Raw genomic sequence first — 17,185 nt, forward strand, 5'->3', positions numbered from 1 at the left:
GCGCGGCGGCGTTCGTCGTCTTATCAGGGATCAGAAGAAGCCCTTGGCGTTCTGCGCGTACCCGACCAGCAGGTTCTTGGTCTGCTGGTAGTGCTCGAGCATCATCAGATGGTTCTCTCGACCGATACCCGACTGCTTGTACCCGCCGAAGGCGGCGTGTGCCGGGTAGTCGTGGTAGGTGTTCGTCCACACGCGACCGGCCTGGATCTCGCGGCCCGCGCGGTAGGCGGTCGCACCGTCCCGGCTCCACACACCCGCACCGAGCCCGTAGAGGGTGTCATTGGCGATGTGGATGGCGTCGGCGTAGTCCTTGAAGGTTGTGACCGCCAGCACCGGACCGAAGATCTCCTCCTGGAAGATGCGCATGCTGTTCTGGCCCGCGAACACCGTCGGTTTGATGTAGTAGCCGCCCTCGAGGTCGCCGCCGAGGTGTGCCGCCTCGCCGCCGATGAGGACCTTGGCGCCCTCGTCCTTGCCGATCGCGAGGTACGACTGGATCTTCTCGAACTGGTCGTTCGACGCCTGGGCGCCCATCATGGTGTCGGTGTCGAGTGGGTTGCCCTGTTTGATCTTCGAGACCCGATCGACCGCCTTGTCGATGAAGTCGTTGTAGATGTCCTCCTGGATGAGCGCGCGGCTCGGGCAGGTACACACCTCGCCCTGGTTGAGCGCGAACATCGAGAAGCCCTCGAGCGCACGGTCGAAGAAGCCGTCGTCGGCTGCCATGACGTCATTGAAGAAGATGTTCGGGCTCTTGCCACCGAGTTCCAGGGTGACCGGGATCAGGTTCTCCGACGCGTACTGCATGATCAGTCGACCGGTGGTGGTCTCACCGGTGAAGGCGATCTTGCGGATGCGGTTGCTCGACGCGAGCGGCTTGCCGGCCTCGACGCCGAAACCGTTGACCACATTGATGACACCGGCGGGAACCAGGTCGGCGATGAGGCTCATGACGTACAGGATCGACGCCGGGGTCTGCTCAGCGGGCTTCAACACCACCGCGTTGCCCGCGGCGAGAGCCGGAGCGAGCTTCCAGACCGCCATGAGGATCGGGAAGTTCCACGGGATGATCTGGCCGACGACGCCGAGCGGCTCATGGAAGTGGTAGGCGACGGTGTCTTCGTCGACCTCCGAGATCGAACCCTGCTGGGCACGCAACGCGCCGGCGAAATAGCGGAAGTGGTCGATTGCCAGCGGGATGTCTGCGGCCAGGGTCTCCCGGACAGCCTTGCCGTTGTCCCAGGTCTCGGCGATGGCGATCTTCTCGAGATTCTCCTCGAGGCGATCTGCGATGCGCAGCAGCACCAGCGCGCGCTCGGCGACGGACGTCTTGCCCCACTCGGGGGCGGCCTTGTGCGCTGCGTCGAGTGCGAGGTCGATGTCCTCAGCGGTCGAGCGCGCGACCTCGCAGAAGGTCTTGCCGTCGACCGGCGACGGGTTCTCGAAGTACTGTCCCTTTACCGGCGGGACCCACTGGCCACCGATCCAGTTGTCGTAGCGGGACTCGTAGGACATCACCGAGCCGTCAGTGCCCGGCTTTGCGTAGACAGTCATTGTGTCGCTCCTCAGTGCGGTGTTCTCGTTGCCACACAAGCCGCCGATGGGCCGTGTGTGATCTGCTGCACACAGTAGGAGTTGTGTGGTTGCAGACACGTTGCAGGAGCGTTTGCAACGTTGCATGACGGAGAAACCGCAGCTCAGAAGGCTAGGTGGGGGCGGGCGCCGTCGAATCACACGCCGTAGCGGCGATCGAGAATCCTGATCCGGCCGCCGACGAGCGCGCGATCGGGGTGCCCCACCGGGAGTCGGTGTTCCAGCCTGCGCCAGGCGGCGAGGTCGTCTCGGCCGTGGACCGACGACGTCCAGGCCCGCAGTGCCGCAACCTGCCCCTCGGCGATGACCCGCGAGCGCACGTCCTCCCGGAGTTCCTCGAAGATCTCCGAGATGCCCGGGGCGTTGGATTCCACCAGCAGTCCTCCGCGGCCGATCGCCTCGATCACCGGAACCAGATCGCCGTGGTTGGCGATCTGCTCCCGCAGGTCGCCGACATCAGAGGACAACTCGACGGTCAGCCGGTACGGACGCGACTCGATCACGTCGTTTCCCAGATCGCGGCGCAGCCGGGAGATCTCGGCGCGAACGGTGACCGGGTCCACGCCGTCGTCGGCCAGCATCAACGCGAGCTGTTCGGTGTTGAGACCCTCGGGATAGTGCTGCAACAGCAGCAGGATCTCCGCGTGCCGCCGCGACAGTGCCCGGCCGCCCGGCGCACCGACACCACGCTGCCATCGATATGAGTTGTCGGCGAGCACCGTCAGCCGAGCCTGTGAACCGGTGTCGAACGTCGACGCCTGCGACAGATCGACGGCCCGCGCCTTCAGCTCGCGTTCGACGACGGCGACCACCGACCGCACCGCCGCGAGGGCGAACGGCGCAGCCACCTCGCGGCCGCCGGTCACATCGATCACGCCGATGACGTGCCCCGTTGCCGGATCGTGCACGGGTGCGGCGGCGCAACTCCACTCCTGCACCGGACTGGAGAAGTGTTCGGGTCCAACGACTTGCACACTCTTTCCGGTGGCGAGGGCGAGGCCGGGCGCGTTGGTGCCGACGACCTCTTCGCTCCACACCGAGCCCTCGACGAAGTTGATGCGGCTGGCCCGGTCGCGCGCAGAGGACTCGCCTTCGACCCACAGCAACCTGCCGACATTGTCGGTCAGCGCCAGTACGACACCGGAATCGGCGATGTCGTCGAGCATGAGCGATTGGACGACGGGCCGCACCGCGGTGATCGGGTGCGCCTCCCGATAGCGTGCGAACTCCTCGTCACTCATTTCCAGTGGTGACGTGCCGCCCGCTCCAGGGTCGACGCCGCGTTCAAGCGAGCGCGCCCACGAGTCGCGGACGACCGATCGGACGGTCTCGGGCACGGCACCTCCGGCCAGGAACTGCTCGTACGCCCGACGGATCGACGAGGACACCGCTGCAGCATCTCTCATGCGCGCCCTCCGTTGATCACCCCGACGTTCCTCCGATTGTGCCGTGGATGGTGTGATCTCAGCAACAACGGGGTGCCGCATGCGGACCGGAGTCCGCGCACTTGTTTACAGGAGCCGACCGTTTCTCCTGGGGTAGCGAGCGCGCAGGTAGCTGTAGAGATAGGTACTGACGATCAGCGCGGCAGCGGAGACGATCGCCGGGATGAAGAAGACGTTGTTCCACGAATCGCGCAGCATGGCGATCGCCCACGCGATGACACACACGACGGTCAGCAGTACAGCGAGAAAGCGAACGATGAGGACCAGCGTGGTGACCACCGACCACAGGACGACCCTGGTCTGCTCGGATGAGTTGGCATTCACCGCACCAGGGTATCCGTGTTTCGCGACGTGAGCAGGGCCGCACCAAGTTCGTTGTCCGATTCGTACTTTTTGGTGAGCCGGTCTAACTTTCGAGGTCGTAGAGTCAGTAGGAATGTCTACAACACAATGATCCGGGGGAGGCTCGTTTGCGACGCCGACATCGTCCACGCCGGCACGTCGCGCTCGTTCTGTCCGCACTCGCTTCGGCAACCGCACTGGTCGCCACGGGCTGCAGCATGGACGGCGCGCGTACGGTCAACACGACCGGACCGAACGCGATCATCAGCGTCAACGGCACCGAGCCACAAAATGGCCTCCTCACGACGAACACCGCGGAGAACGGCGGTGGCCGCGTGGTGGACGCGTTGTTCACCGGCCTCTACGCCTACGACGCCGACGGCAAGCCGCAGTTGGCGAACGCGGAATCGGTCGACACCACCGACAACCAGAACTACACGATCCACCTCAAGAAGGACTGGAAGTTCACCGACGGCACTCCCGTCAAGGCCGAGAACTACGTCCGCGCATGGAATTTCGGCGCCGCAACCAAGAACGCGCAGCTACAACAGAGCTTCTTCGAACCGATCGAGGGTTATGACGTTGTCGCAGGAGAGAATTCGACAGCCGACGAGATGTCCGGTCTGAAGGTCGTCGACGACTACACCTTCACGGTTCGGCTGACACAACCGAACATCGACTTCAAGCTCGGCCTCGGCTTCACACCGTTCAAGCCCCTACCCGACGTCTTCTTCACCGAGGGGGCAAAGGAATTCGGTGAGCACCCGATAGGCAACGGCGCCTACAAGATGGCGGGGCCAGATGCCTGGCGGCACAACGTCCAGATCAACGTGGTGCGCAACGACGACTACAAGGGTCCCGACAAGCCGCGTAACGGTGGAATCGACTTCGTGCTGTACTCCAGCCTCGACACCGCCTACACCGACCTCACCTCCGGCAACCTCGACGTCACCGACACCATTCCGGTCAGCGCACTCAACTCCTACAAGAAGGCCTCGGCGCACACGCACTGACCAAGCCGACGGCCTCCAACCAGCAGATCGCCATCCCCTACTACCTGCCTCATTTCGCCGCGGGACGCGAGGGACAGCTGCGTCGTGCAGCGATCTCGATGGCCATCAACCGTCCCGAGGTCACCAAGGTGGTCTTCCGGGGTGCCCGCACGCCGTCGAGAGACTTCACCGCGCGGTCCCTCCCCGGTTGGAGCGGTGACATCCCGGGCAGCGACGTGCTCGACTACAACCCGGAGAAGGCTAAGCAACTCTGGCAGGAGGCCAACGCCATCTCACCGTGGAACGGGTCCTTCCAGATCGCGTACAACTCCGACGGTGATCACCAGGTCTGGGTCGACGCAGTGTGCAACCAGATCAAGAACACTCTCGGCATCGACTCGCACGGGGCGCCGCAACCGACGTTCAAGCAAATCCGATCGGAGATCACCGCGAAGACGATCAAGACCGCAGCGCGGACCGGCTGGCAGGGCGATTACCCGTCGATGCTGGAGTTCCTCGCGCCGATCTTCGTCACGGGTGCAGGTTCCAACGACTCGCAGTACGTATCACCCACATTCGACTCAGAGTTGAACGCTGCACAGCGGGCACGCTCCGACGACGAGTCCTACAAACTCACCAATGTCGCCCAGGAAACCCTGCTGCAGGATCTACCCAACATCCCACTCTGGGACTACATCGGCGCGGGCGGAACGGCGTCGGAGGTCACGGCCCAACTGTCCTGGAACGGCCTGCCCGATTACCCGGGCATCACCAAGGAAGCGAAGGAGTGAGCCGGTGACGAGATATCTCCTGATCCGCCTCGGCCAGATGGTGATCGTGTTCTTCGGCGCCACGTTCCTCATCTACGCGATGGTCTTTCTGGTTCCCTCCGATCCCATCGCGGCGCTCGGCGGCGGTAAGCCGATGTCGCCTGCGCTGATCGCACAGCTGCGGTCGCAGTATCACCTCGACCAACCGTTCTACGTCCAGTACTTCAACTACATCGGCGGGGTGTTCCACCTCGACTTCGGCACGTCGTTCTCCGGGCAACCGGTGTTCGACGTGATGAAGCGGGCATTCCCTGTGACGGTGAACCTGACGCTGATCGCGCTGGTCGTGGAGACGATCGGTGGCGTGGTGTTCGGTGTGATCTCGGGCCTGAACAAGGGGCGCTGGTATGACACCGCGATCCTGATCATCACGCTGATCATCATCGCAATACCGATCTTCGTGCTGGGCTTCGTCGCGCAGTATCTGCTCGGCGTGAAATGGCACTTGTTCCCGGTCACGGTCGGCGGCAACCTCGACTTCTACCACCTGCTGCTTCCCGGATTCGTGCTCGGCGCAGTCTCTTTCGCCTACATCGTGCGTCTCACGCGCTCCGAGGTCGCCGACAACCTCACCGCAGACTATGTGCGCACAGCGTCGGCGAAGGGGCTCCGACGGCCGCGTGTCATCACCGTGCACGTCCTGCGGAACTCGCTGATCCCGGTGGTCACGTTCATCGGTACCGACGTCGGGGTGCTGATGGGCGGCGCCGTCGTGACCGAGGGCATCTTCAACATCCCCGGCGTCGGCGGAACGATCTATCAGGCGGTCATCCGCGGCGAGGCGCCGACGGTCGTCTCCTTCGTCACCGTGCTCGTGCTCATCTACCTCGTCTGCAACATCGTCGTCGACTTGCTCTATGCCGCACTCGATCCGAGGATTCGCTATGCCTGACACACCACGCACCGATGCACTCGAGAAGGGCGAGGCCCCCAACGCCGCCCGCAGCATCTTCCCCGGCCAGGATCGGTTCGTCGCCGACGCCGAGGACGTCGAGTTGCTCAAGGTCGACGAGTTCGTCGACGACGTCGACCCCGCGGGCTTCTGGAAGTCGGCGTGGCAGGAGATCCGCACCAAGCCGGTGTTCATCATCTCGATGATCCTGCTGATCATCATCCTGGCGATCGTCGCGTTCCCCGGTCTGTTCGCGCACCAGGATCCGCAATACGCGAACCTCGAGGACTCGCTGCTCTCACCGAGTTCCGCACACTGGTTCGGTACCGATCTGCAGGGCCACGACATCTACTCGCGGGTGATCTACGGTGCGCGCGACTCGGTTCTCGTCGGCATCCTGACCACCCTGGCGGTCGTGATCGTCGGCGGACTACTCGGCGTGTTCGCGGGCTTCTACGGCGGCTGGCTCGACTCGCTCATCTCGCGACTCGCCGACATCTTCTTCGCCATCCCGCTGATCCTCGCGGCTGTGGTCACCATGCAGATGATCTCGGCGCGCACCGTCTACACGGTGGTGCTCGTTCTCGCGATCTTCAGTTGGCCCCAAATCGCCCGTATCGCGCGCTCATCCGCGATCTCGGCACGCAACGAGGAGTTCGTCGACGCGTCGCGCTCGCTGGGCTCCTCACGGCTGCGCACGCTGTTCACACACGTCATCCCCAACTCGTTGGGGCCGGTGATCGTGATCTCGACGATCTCGCTCGGCGTCTTCATCGTCACCGAGGCGACGCTGTCGTACCTCGGAATCGGGCTGCCGTCGACGGCCGTGTCATGGGGTATCGACATCGCCGCCGGCCAGCAGTTGCTGCGCGAGGGTCAACCGATCCTGTTCTATCCCGCTGCGGCGCTTGCCATCACCGTGCTGGTGTTCATGATGCTCGGCGACGTACTGCGCGACGCGCTCGACCCGAAGGCGAGGACCCGCTGATGGCCACCGACACCACCGTCGACTCGGCGACACCTTCCGGCGACCCGGCGAACGCACCCTCCCCGGTCCTCGAGATCTCCGATCTGCGCGTAGATTTCCGCTCCCGCGGCCGTGATGTTCCCGCGGTGCGCGGCGTCGGACTGACCGTCTACCCGGGCCAGACGGTCGCCATCGTCGGCGAGTCCGGCTCGGGCAAGTCGACGACCGCTGCGGCAGTGCTGGGGCTACTCCCGGGCAACGGCACGGTGACCGACGGCACGATCCTCTTCGACGGCACCGATCTCGCGCACGCGTCGCGTCGCACCTTCGAGAAAATCCGTGGTAGCGGAATCGGTCTCGTTCCACAGGACCCCAACACCAACCTCGACCCGGTGTGGCGGGTGGGCTTTCAGGTCCGCGAGACGCTCGTGGCCAACGGGGCCGCCTCACGGGGCGAAGCCCGCACTCGCGCCGTCGAGGTACTCCGACAGGCAGGTCTGCGCGATCCCGAGAAGCGGGCAGGTCAGTACCCCCACGAGTTCTCGGGCGGCATGAAGCAGCGCGCGCTCATAGCGATCGGTCTCGCCGGAAAACCCAAGCTGCTCATCGCCGATGAGCCCACCTCCGCACTCGACGTGACGGTGCAGCGCGAGATCCTCGACCACCTGGCGGGGCTCACCGACGAACTCGGCACCGCCGTCCTGCTCATCACACACGACCTCGGACTCGCCGCCGAGCGCGCGAGCCATCTCGTCGTCATGTACCGCGGACGCGTCGTCGAATCCGGTCCAGCACAGGAGATCCTGACCAACCCGCACCACGAGTACACCAAGCGGCTCGTCGCGGCCGCACCCTCACTGTCGTCACGCCGCGCCGATCGCGGGCTTCCAACGGAGTCATCGGCCGCGCAGGTAGAGCAGAACGGGGGCAGCAGCAGCGTCGAAACCTCCTCCGCCGAGGTCGTCGTCGCGGCCAACCTCGTCAAGGACTTTCCCATCCGCAGCTCGGTGCCGTTCCGCAAGGCATCGCCGTTCCGCGCCGTCGACGACGTCAGCTTCACCCTCGACCGCGGCACCACCACGGCCGTCGTCGGCGAATCCGGTTCCGGCAAGTCGACGGTCGCGCGCATGGTGCTCGGGCTCCTCGAACCCACCTCGGGCACCGTCCATTTCGACGGCGACGACGTGACCTCACTGTCCGGCGCCCGGGCCAAGGCTTTTCGACGCCGCGTGCAGCCGGTATTCCAGAACCCCTACGGCTCACTCGACCCGATGTATTCGATCTATCGCGCGATCTCCGAACCGCTTGTGGTCCATGGGATCGGCGACAAGAGTTCCCGCATCGCGCGGGTCCGCGAACTCCTCGACCTCGTCGCACTTCCGTCGTCGGTGATGCAGCGCTTCCCCAACGAACTCTCCGGCGGCCAGCGCCAGCGCGTCGCGATCGCACGCGCACTGGCCCTCAACCCCGAGGTCGTCGTCTGCGACGAGGCGGTGTCCGCGCTCGATGTGCTCGTCCAGGAGCAGATCCTCACCCTCCTCGACGACCTACAGCGTGAGCTCGACCTGACCTATCTGTTCATCACGCACGACCTCGCCGTCGTCCGCCAGATCGCCGACCGTGTCCTGGTCATGCAGAAGGGCAAGGTCGTCGACGACGGCACCGTCGACGACGTCTTCGACACTCCGACGTCGGACTACACACGTGAACTGCTCGAGGCCATACCAGGACGAAACCTCGAACTCCAGCAGTGAACCCTCGCCGCCTGCGTCGTCAAAGGGCGACAATGGAGGCATGAGAACGCTGCTGAACATCATCTGGTTGGTGTTGTGTGGATTCTGGATGGCGCTCGGTTACGTCGTCGCAGGTGTCATCTGCTGCATCCTGATCATCACGATCCCATTCGGAATCGCGTCTTTCCGCATGGCCAACTATGCGCTGTGGCCGTTCGGGCGCAGCGTCGTCCGCGACCCCGAGTCAGGTGCATGGTCGGTGATCGGCAATGTGATCTGGATCATCGTCGCAGGTTGGTGGCTGGCTCTCGGGCATCTGACGACCGGGATCGCGATGTGTCTGACGATCATCGGCATTCCGTTGGGTTTTGCGAGTTTCAAGATGATCCCGATATCCCTCGTCCCGCTCGGAGCGAGGATCGTACCGAGCGACGCGACACGCACCGATGCGGTCATGGGCGCGTCGAGAACCGTCTGAGTATCAAGCAGATGCAGACCAGACACTCCGTTCGACCTGACCCATCCGCTCCGGTACCCGGATCCGAACACCGGATATGACCAACCGCCGACGATCCGACCCCCCATCGCACGTCGCTGTCGTCGGCAGCGGGGTTGCGGGGCTGACCGCCGCGCATGTGCTCTCCTCACACAGCTCGGTGACGATCGTCGAGGCCGACGACCGACTCGGTGGCCACGCCCACACGCACACGGTGACCATGCCCGACGGCGCCTCCGTCGGCGTCGACTCCGGCTTCATCGTCCACAACGACCGCACCTATCCGACGCTGCTGCGACTGTTCGCCGAACTCGGCGTGCCGACGCAGGACACCGACATGTCGATGTCGGTCAGCTCTGCCGTGACCGGCCTCGAGTACGCGGGCGCGCTCGGCTTCTCCGGGCTGTTTCCCACGGCGCGTAACGCCGCGCGGTGGCGTTACCTCCGCATGCTCGGCGAGGTGACACGTTTCCACCGCGCCGCGCGCGCACTGCTCGACACACCGGGTTCCGACGACGCGCTGTCCGACGAATCCCTGGAGGACTTCCTCGATCGCCAGAACCTCTCCGCCTACTTCCGCGAGCACTTCATGCTGCCGCTCGTCGCCGCGGTGTGGTCGTGCGACGCCGCGACCGCGGGCCGCTACCCCGCGCGCTACCTCTTCACCTTCCTCGACCACCACGGCATGTTGTCGGTGTTCGGTTCACCGACCTGGCGCACGGTGGTCGGCGGCTCCAACACCTACGTGCAGGCCGTCGCCGACGGCGTCCGTCGCCGCGGCGGGTCGGTTCAGGTGAGCACCCCGGTCCGACACATTCGCGAGAACCCCGATGGGACAGTCGAGCTCACCACGGCGGCCGGATCGCAGCGATTCGACGCCGTCGTCATCGCCACCCACCCCCACCAGGGACTCCGGCTGCTCGACGCCCCGACCGCCGAGCAGCGTCGAACACTCTCCGCGATCAAGTACGCACCGAAACAGGCTGTGCTGCACTCGGATGTCTCATTGATGCCGCGTGCACGGCGGGCGTGGGCGTCGTGGAACTACCAGATCCACGACGACGGCTCGGGAAGCGTCGACGAGTCGCAGGTCGCGGTCACCTACGACATGACCCGCCTCATGCGACTGCGGGCCGACCACCCCCGCATGCTGGTGACCCTGGGCCGCACCGACCTCGTCGACGAATCGACCGTTCTTGCCGAGATGACCTACGAGCACCCCGTTTACACCACGGAATCGGTTGCAGCGCAGAAACACCTCCCCGAGATCGACACGGATTCGATCGTCTTCGCGGGCGCGTATCACGGTTGGGGTTTCCACGAGGACGGCGCACTGTCGGGCGCACGCGCGGCGGCACGTCTCGGCGTCTCATGGGATGCAGAACTACCGAGACCAGCAGTCGCAGAACGGGAGTCGGCATGACCGGGTCCACTACGCAGCTGGTACACAGCCGGATCACGCATACCCGACTGACGCCGATACGACACGCCTTCACATATCGGAGCGTCTCGTGGCTCGTCGACATCGACCATCTGCCGACGCTCTCCGGGCCGATGCGCGTGCTCGCACACTTCCGCGCAGGCGACCACTTCCCCGAGCAGGTCATCGAGGGACAGACACTTCGCGACAGGCTCGACGCCCACCTGCGCGGCGTCGGGATCGAGCCGCCCGGCGGCACCGTCCTCGTGCTCACCTCGCCGCGTGTCGCGGGTTACGTCTTCAATCCGCTGAGCGTGTACTGGTGCCACCATGTCGACGGCTCACCGGCGTTCGCCGTCGCCGAGGTTCACAACACCTATGGCGGACGGCACTGCTATGTGGTCGAACTCGACGATCACGGACGGGCCGAGGTCGAGAAGGAGTTCTACGTCTCGCCGTTCAACGACGTCTCGGGGCGCTACCGGCTGCGTATGCCGCCGCCCGCCGATGGTCGCGTCGCTGTCTCGATCGTGCTGGAACGAGAAGGACACGAACCGTTTGTCGCATCGCTGTCGGGTCGCACCGAACCGGCAACCCCACGCGCGATCCTGGCCACCCAGTTGCGCGCGCCATTCGCCCCGCTCGTCGTCTCGGCCCGCATCCGCTACCAGGGAATCCGGTTGTGGGCCCGACGACTTCCCATCGTTCCCCGGCCACCGGCACAACCATCCCGACCACTGGTCGAGCAGTCCGCGACCAGCCGCGCCGAGATCGTCCTCAACCAGAAAGGTCACCGATGAGTAGCCCCACCACCGACTCCGATTCGTCGGGCACGTCGTCGCCTGCACTCGACACCGACCTCTCGGCGGCCGACGCCCGTCGCTGGCCCGACGTCGCGGCAGTACCCACCGGCACCACGGCACGGGTCCGCGGACGTGCCGCGGCCTGGCTCTTCCGACACGCGACCACCGGAATCGGGGTCCGCATCGAGTTCCCGGACGGTTCACGCCGCGGCCGCAAGACCGATACGGTGTTGCCACGCATGATCATCCGACGCCCCGCTGCATTCGCGCGTCGGGTCGGCTCCGGCGGACTGATCGGGTTCGGTGAGTCCTTCATGGCGGGCGACTGGACCACCGACGACCTCGTCGGTGTTCTGACACCGTTCGCCGAACGCGTCGCCCGTCTCGTCCCCAAGCCACTCCAGACGCTGCGTGCGCTGGTGCTGCCCCGCCAGCCCGCCGACGAAGAGAACACGGCAGCCAACACGCGCAGCAACATCGCGCGGCACTACGACCTCTCCAATGATTTGTTCGCGACATTCCTCGACGAGACGATGACCTATTCGAGCGCACTCTTCGACGACCCCGCCCTCGATTCGGATTCCGGGCAGAGACCGGGCGCCACACCGCACATCGGATTCGACGATCTCGCAGCGGCGCAGCGCCGCAAGGTCGATCGACTCCTCGATGCAGCCGGGGTCAGAGCCGGTTCCCGTGTGCTGGAGATAGGGACGGGCTGGGGCGAATTGTGTCTGCGCGCGGCAGCGCGGGGCGCCACCGTGAGGTCGGTAACACTCTCGAGCGAGCAGCGCGAGCTGGCGATGCGGCGCGTCGAGGACGCCGGCTTCGCCGACCGCGTGCAGATCGACCTGCTCGACTATCGCAGTGTCACCGGTACCTACGACGCGGTGATCTCGGTGGAGATGATCGAAGCGGTCGGCGAGAAGTACTGGCCGACCTACTTCTCGACAATCGATCGAGTGCTCGCCCCCGGCGGCCGCGTCGCCATCCAGGCCATCACGATGCCCCACGACAGAATGCGCGCCTCCCGCAACACCTACACCTGGGTACACAAATACATCTTCCCCGGCGGTCAGCTCACCTCACTGTCGGCACTGCAGGAGGTCACCGCAGCGCACACCCGACTTCGCCTGCGCGACAACCTCGCCATGGGAAACCACTACGCCGAGACGCTACGGCTGTGGCGTGAGCGCTTCACCGCGCGACGCGCCGAGGTCGAAGCCCTCGGCTTCGACTCGACGTTCATGCGGATGTGGCAGTTCTACCTCGCCTACTCCGAGGCAGGCTTTCGCGCGGGCTACCTTGACGTCCATCAGCTCGTCTTCACCCGCGACGACGACACGCGGGAGGCACGGTCATGACGGGGCTGACCGGGTGGGCGGGCTTCGGGGTGGTGACCGGGGCGTCGCTGCTGTTCATCGTCGTCCTGCAGGCTGTCACCTATGCGGTCGGGCGTCGCCGTGGGCACTACAACGTCGTCGACGTCATCTGGGGTTTCGGCTTCGTCGGTATCGGCTGGATCGCACTGATCCTCGGTGGTGGCGACATCACCCGACGCTGGATTCTGGCCATCGCCGTCACGATCTGGGGTCTGCGACTGACCTGGCACATGGTCGGCAAAGTCCGTGGCAAGGGAGAGGATCCGCGCTACGCGAAGGTGCTCGGCGACAATCCGTCCCCGGCGCGTGTCATCCGCAAGATCTTCGCGACCCAGGGTGCTGCACAGTGGTTCGTCTCCCTGCCACTTCAGGTTTCCGCGGTCGCGCATCCAACGCACGGGCTCTGGTGGATCGTGCTGATCATCGGCGTGGTGGTCTGGGCTGTCGGCATCACGTTCGAGGCCGTCGGCGACGCGCAGATGAAGGCATTCAAGGCCGACCCGTCCACCACGGGCACCATCATGGATCGCGGGCTGTGGGCGTGGACCCGCCACCCCAACTACTTCGGCGACTCCGCGGTGTGGTGGGGTATGTGGCTCGTCGCGGCGTCGGCGTGGCCCGGGGTGCTGACCGTGCTGTCACCCGTCGTCATGACCTACTTCCTGGTGTACGCAACCGGAGCGCGTCTGCTCGAGCAGTCGATGAGCAAGCGTGACGGTTACCCCGGGTATCAGCAGCGCACCTCGTACTTCTTCCCGCTGCCGCCGAAGAAGCGTGAGGGGGCCGGCAGTCAGGGTCATACGCCGTGACCCTCCTGATCGCCGCCCCTGAACCGCGGGCATGGTTGAGGGTCGGCACGTCGCCAATTAGGGTTGTTTGCGATGAACGCAGAGGCCTGTCGGTGACCGCTGACCACGACGCCGGCGACCGGCTGCCCACACTTCTGGAGAAGATCGCTTCCGGAGACGAGCTCGCATTCGCCGAGTTCTACGACCTCACCAGCCATCGCGTCTATGGCATGGTGCTGCGCGTGCTGCGCGATCCGGGCTACAGCGAGGAGACAACGCAGGAGGTCTACCTGCAGGTCTGGCGCTCGGCGTCGACGTACCGACGCGACCTCGGCTCCGCGCTGAGCTGGCTGATCACGCTGGCGCACCGGCGCGCCGTCGACCGTGTGCGGTCGGAGACCGCGGGTACACGCCGCGAGGAAACCTACGGCGCACAGGACTACACGTCGACCTTCGACGAGGTCAGCGAGGCCGTCGACACCCGTGAAACCAGTTCACAGGTCCGGGGATGCCTCGAGACCCTGACCGACGTCCAGCGCGAATCGATCGGCCTCGCCTATTACGAGGGGCTCACCTATCGCGAGGTCGCCGAACGGTTGTCGGTGGCGCTACCCACCATCAAGAGCCGTATCCGCGATGGAATGATCCGTCTCCGCTCCTGCCTCGGGAGTCGTGATGTCTGACGAAAAGAAAACCGCGCCAGCGTCTTCCGACGACAACCTGGTCAGCCTCGCTCCGATGCTCGGTCTCGATGCGCTCGGCCCTGCCGAACTCGACTCGGTTCGACGCCGGCGTGCGACAGCGTCGGACACCGACCGCGCGGCCTTCGACCGCGACGTGCAGCTGACCCGCGAGACGATGGCGTCGGTCAGCTCTGCCACCTCGGCCGCTCCACCACCCGAACTACGCGCACGTCTGCTGCACCTGATCGCCGACGAACCGCAGGAGCACGCCCCGGTCGACGACGAGCCGACAAAGCCACCGGCGGGCCCGAGCGGAGAGGTCGTCGCGTTCCCGGCGCGGCGTCGTCTCGTCTACCTCGCCGCAGCCGCGATCGTCGCGGTCGCGATCGGAGCCGTGGGCTGGGCCATCGGCGCCAACCTCTCGTCGTCGGACGACACACCCCAGCAGACCACAGCACAGCAGGTGTTCGACGCGAAGGACATCCGCACCGCGTCGGGGACGGTCGCATCGGGCAGGGCGACAGTCGCGTACTCCGAGAGCGCCGACGCAGGCGTGCTCGTCATGAATGATGTGCCGCCGCCCAAGTCGGGCACGGTCTACCAGATGTGGCTGGTCGGGCCGGAGGGAGCAACGTCGGCGGGGACCATGACCGACAAGGACGTCGCGCCGTCGACGACGGCGGTGATCCAGCACATCGGTGGCGCCAGATCGTTGGCGTTCAGCGTCGAACCACCGGGTGGTTCGACCACCCCAACGGGGGCCTTCGTCGCCGAGTTGCCGCTGAGCTGACCAGACCGAGCAGTTGAGTGGGATCCACGGGGGGCATTTATGTACCCGTGGATCCCACACAACTCGTCAGATCAGATGCTTCGGGTGCACTCGGGCAGGCATCAACTGCAGTAACGCCAGCTTTCCCGCCATCTGCCACCGGTTCTCGACCGTCTCGGAATACAGATCCTCCAATGCAGCCTTTCCGAGCTTGTGCGGACCGACGATCCGATAGCACGACTGGTTGAAGCTGCCGAACCAGAGCTGGATGAACAGCTTGGGGTTCAGCATCATTCGCCACGCGGGTACCAGGCAGCCGATCTCGCGGGCAAGCGCGTCCAGATACAGCACCTGTGAGGGAATCGCTTCCGTGTGACGCGGACTCAACGCGGTCCAGTACTCCTCCCACTCCTTCTCGCGACCGATGCGTTCGTCGATGTTCGACGGCAACAACAGCTTTCCGCTGCACAGCCGCGCGAAGTAGCGCGCCTGCATCTCTGCACAGATCGGTATTCCACCGGAGAACGGCCTGACGAATCCGATGAACGCTGCCGTACCGTCGTGCTCGGGGTGCAGGAAATGCTTGTAGAGGTTGCGCACATTGCCGTCCTTGACCCGCAGATCTCCGATCGACAACTTCTCCGTGGTGAAGCCGGTACACAACACGACGACGTCGAACTGCCCCGAACTGCCGTCGCGGAAGCGCACCGTCGAGCAGTCCGATCCAGCGATCCCACTGTCGTTCAATGCAACCCGACCGTCGACGATGCTCGGCACAAAGCTGACGTTCTTGCAGAAGATGGCGCGCTGCGCCCAACTGCCGTCCGGATGTGACCGTCGGTTCCACGTGCGGATCATGTCCCAGTTGGCGGCGTTGTCGAGCGTGTCGATGTCGATCTTCGCCGGCTCCATCGGCTGGCCCAACGGATTCACCGCAGGTACGACGGCTCGTCGGCCACCCGGCGCCCGGCCCGCGAGTGCCCGCACCACACCGGCCGCGGTGGTGAACATGCCCAGCACTACCGACATCATCAAGAACACGCCCTTGCCCAGCGGGCTGCGACCCCACACCGTATCGAGCACGAACGGATGGTCCGCCGATCGTCGACACATCTCGTGCGCGTGTGCGCGCACGGTTCCGTTGTCTGTCGTCCGCGTCCTGTTGAACACGCGCGGCAGAAGATAGGTGTAGGAGCGGATCGCCAGAGTGCATTCCGTTGCTACGTCGCCGATTTCGCGCACCAGGTCGGCGCCGGATTCGGCCAGACCGACCACCAGGACCCGCTTGCCCGCACACCGATCGCTGTTGCGGTACTCCGACGAGTGCACGACCTCCCCGGTGAAGCCCTCGAGCCCCGGGATCTCGCGGTTGGGCGTCATGAAGGGTCCCGAGCAGACGGCTACTGCATCGAATGTCTCCGACGACGCCGCGCCGTCGCGCGTGATCGCGACGGTCCAACTCCGCCCGTCGCGCCTGATGTCGTTGACCTCGGTGCCATACCGAATAGACTCGGCGAGCCCGAATCGATCAGCGTATCCGCGTAAGTACTCCAGATACTGTGCCCGCGTGTAGAAGACGCGGCCGTCGCCGAACGGGTGGTCGGAGTATGCCATCAGCTTCATGGAGATCGTGAGCATCAGAGTGTCGTACGCCTTCATCTCGCCGGCGTCCGTTTGCGGGTCGTCGTGACGCAACCACAAGCCGCCGAGATCGACGTTCCTGTCGAAGCAGACGACGTCATGCCCCTCGTCGCGCAGTTGTTTGATCGTCGTCAACCCACACGGGCCTGCGCCCACGACACACACCTTCATCGCAGTTCCTTTACCTCCGCGGGGTCGCAGACGCGTCTCCCGATCCAAGATTTAGGTAAGGCTAACATCACTTGGTTGCCTATGTGCCGGCGAGATCCCCTGGTCAGCAAGCTCTTTCACGATCTCCGCAACCCGCCCAGAACGGTCACTCCGCGAGAGATCACATTCTCACCGTGTTGACAGCGCCCCACACACGTCCCACACTTGTTGCATCTATCGCGCAGCGTTGCGTATTGCACAA

14 protein-coding genes and 1 pseudogene are annotated in these 17,185 nt (G+C 65.0%); 11 read left to right on the forward strand and 4 right to left on the reverse strand.

Translation table 11 applies throughout. The annotated features are described in order from the left end of the window. Positions 1-30 precede the first annotated feature (30 nt). From exaC to GOACH_RS12800, 3 genes are all read right to left on the reverse strand, one after another. The gene (gene exaC / locus GOACH_RS12790; protein WP_005175218.1) at positions 31-1,554 is read right to left on the reverse strand and encodes an acetaldehyde dehydrogenase ExaC; all 1,524 of its coding nucleotides are present in this window, start codon (positions 1,552-1,554) and stop codon (positions 31-33) included. A 176-nt stretch (positions 1,555-1,730) separates the two neighbouring features. Beyond that, positions 1,731-2,999, reverse strand: a complete 1,269-nt coding sequence (locus tag GOACH_RS12795; RefSeq protein WP_040518608.1) for a helix-turn-helix domain-containing protein — start codon at positions 2,997-2,999, stop codon at positions 1,731-1,733. A gap of 105 nt (positions 3,000-3,104) precedes the next feature. Then, the gene (locus GOACH_RS12800) at positions 3,105-3,362 is read right to left on the reverse strand and encodes a hypothetical protein (protein ID WP_005175224.1); all 258 of its coding nucleotides are present in this window, start codon (positions 3,360-3,362) and stop codon (positions 3,105-3,107) included. Between the two features lie 236 nt (positions 3,363-3,598). Between GOACH_RS12800 and GOACH_RS12805 the strand changes: the two are divergent. From GOACH_RS12805 to GOACH_RS12855, 11 genes and pseudogenes are all read left to right on the forward strand, one after another. Beyond that, positions 3,599-5,163 (forward strand): annotated as a pseudogene (locus GOACH_RS12805) (peptide ABC transporter substrate-binding protein). A gap of 4 nt (positions 5,164-5,167) precedes the next feature. Continuing rightward, positions 5,168-6,094 carry an ABC transporter permease gene (locus tag GOACH_RS12810; protein WP_005175228.1) on the forward strand — a complete coding sequence of 309 codons (927 nt, stop codon included), beginning with the start codon at positions 5,168-5,170 and terminating at the stop codon, positions 6,092-6,094. Continuing rightward, positions 6,087-7,082 (forward strand): ABC transporter permease, encoded by a 996-nt coding sequence (locus tag GOACH_RS12815; protein ID WP_005175231.1) that lies wholly within the window; start codon positions 6,087-6,089, stop codon positions 7,080-7,082. Before GOACH_RS12810 ends, GOACH_RS12815 begins: the two co-directional genes overlap by 8 nt. Further along, positions 7,082-8,815: a dipeptide ABC transporter ATP-binding protein gene (locus tag GOACH_RS12820; RefSeq protein ID WP_005175233.1), complete on the forward strand. Its 1,734-nt coding sequence runs from the start codon at positions 7,082-7,084 to the stop codon at positions 8,813-8,815. The genes GOACH_RS12815 and GOACH_RS12820 overlap by 1 nt, the downstream gene beginning before the upstream one ends. Positions 8,816-8,855: 40 nt before the next feature. After that, on the forward strand, positions 8,856-9,272 hold the full coding sequence (locus GOACH_RS12825; protein WP_005175237.1) for a YccF domain-containing protein: 417 nt from the start codon (positions 8,856-8,858) through the stop codon (positions 9,270-9,272). Between the two features lie 76 nt (positions 9,273-9,348). After that, entirely contained in the window at positions 9,349-10,713 is a 1,365-nt protein-coding gene (locus tag GOACH_RS12830) for an NAD(P)/FAD-dependent oxidoreductase (RefSeq protein WP_005175238.1), read from the forward strand. Beyond that, positions 10,710-11,510, forward strand: a complete 801-nt coding sequence (locus tag GOACH_RS12835) for a DUF1365 domain-containing protein (RefSeq protein WP_005175239.1) — start codon at positions 10,710-10,712, stop codon at positions 11,508-11,510. The genes GOACH_RS12830 and GOACH_RS12835 overlap by 4 nt, the downstream gene beginning before the upstream one ends. Then, complete coding sequence (locus GOACH_RS12840; RefSeq protein ID WP_005175240.1) at positions 11,507-12,874, forward strand: SAM-dependent methyltransferase; 1,368 nt, start codon at positions 11,507-11,509, stop codon at positions 12,872-12,874. Before GOACH_RS12835 ends, GOACH_RS12840 begins: the two co-directional genes overlap by 4 nt. Further along, the gene (locus GOACH_RS12845; protein WP_005175244.1) at positions 12,871-13,701 is read left to right on the forward strand and encodes a DUF1295 domain-containing protein; all 831 of its coding nucleotides are present in this window, start codon (positions 12,871-12,873) and stop codon (positions 13,699-13,701) included. Before GOACH_RS12840 ends, GOACH_RS12845 begins: the two co-directional genes overlap by 4 nt. A gap of 92 nt (positions 13,702-13,793) precedes the next feature. Next, complete coding sequence (sigK, locus tag GOACH_RS12850; protein WP_005175246.1) at positions 13,794-14,363, forward strand: ECF RNA polymerase sigma factor SigK; 570 nt, start codon at positions 13,794-13,796, stop codon at positions 14,361-14,363. Further along, positions 14,356-15,153, forward strand: a complete 798-nt coding sequence (locus GOACH_RS12855; protein ID WP_005175248.1) for an anti-sigma factor — start codon at positions 14,356-14,358, stop codon at positions 15,151-15,153. Before sigK ends, GOACH_RS12855 begins: the two co-directional genes overlap by 8 nt. Before the next feature lie 66 nt (positions 15,154-15,219). On the opposite strand, the gene GOACH_RS12860 is transcribed toward GOACH_RS12855, so the two are convergent. Continuing rightward, positions 15,220-16,944, reverse strand: coding sequence for a flavin-containing monooxygenase (locus tag GOACH_RS12860; RefSeq protein WP_005175250.1), 1,725 nt, complete (start codon positions 16,942-16,944; stop codon positions 15,220-15,222). Positions 16,945-17,185 lie beyond the last annotated feature (241 nt).

This window comes from Gordonia aichiensis NBRC 108223 (assembly GCF_000332975.1).
GTDB classification, from domain to species: Bacteria; Actinomycetota; Actinomycetes; order Mycobacteriales; family Mycobacteriaceae; genus Gordonia; species Gordonia aichiensis.

What these genes read in the sequence shown, in the direction of transcription:
- exaC (WP_005175218.1), bottom strand. Translation starts at nt 1,554, where the DNA reads ATGACTGTCTACGCAAAGCCGGGCACTGACGGCTCGGTGATGTCCTAC.
- GOACH_RS12795 (WP_040518608.1), bottom strand. Translation starts at nt 2,999, where the DNA reads ATGAGAGATGCTGCAGCGGTGTCCTCGTCGATCCGTCGGGCGTACGAG.
- GOACH_RS12815 (WP_005175231.1), top strand. Translation starts at nt 6,087, where the DNA reads ATGCCTGACACACCACGCACCGATGCACTCGAGAAGGGCGAGGCCCCC.
- GOACH_RS12820 (WP_005175233.1), top strand. Translation starts at nt 7,082, where the DNA reads ATGGCCACCGACACCACCGTCGACTCGGCGACACCTTCCGGCGACCCG.
- GOACH_RS12825 (WP_005175237.1), top strand. Translation starts at nt 8,856, where the DNA reads ATGAGAACGCTGCTGAACATCATCTGGTTGGTGTTGTGTGGATTCTGG.
- GOACH_RS12830 (WP_005175238.1), top strand. Translation starts at nt 9,349, where the DNA reads ATGACCAACCGCCGACGATCCGACCCCCCATCGCACGTCGCTGTCGTC.
- GOACH_RS12835 (WP_005175239.1), top strand. Translation starts at nt 10,710, where the DNA reads ATGACCGGGTCCACTACGCAGCTGGTACACAGCCGGATCACGCATACC.
- GOACH_RS12840 (WP_005175240.1), top strand. Translation starts at nt 11,507, where the DNA reads ATGAGTAGCCCCACCACCGACTCCGATTCGTCGGGCACGTCGTCGCCT.
- GOACH_RS12845 (WP_005175244.1), top strand. Translation starts at nt 12,871, where the DNA reads ATGACGGGGCTGACCGGGTGGGCGGGCTTCGGGGTGGTGACCGGGGCG.
- GOACH_RS12855 (WP_005175248.1), top strand. Translation starts at nt 14,356, where the DNA reads ATGTCTGACGAAAAGAAAACCGCGCCAGCGTCTTCCGACGACAACCTG.
- GOACH_RS12860 (WP_005175250.1), bottom strand. Translation starts at nt 16,944, where the DNA reads ATGAAGGTGTGTGTCGTGGGCGCAGGCCCGTGTGGGTTGACGACGATC.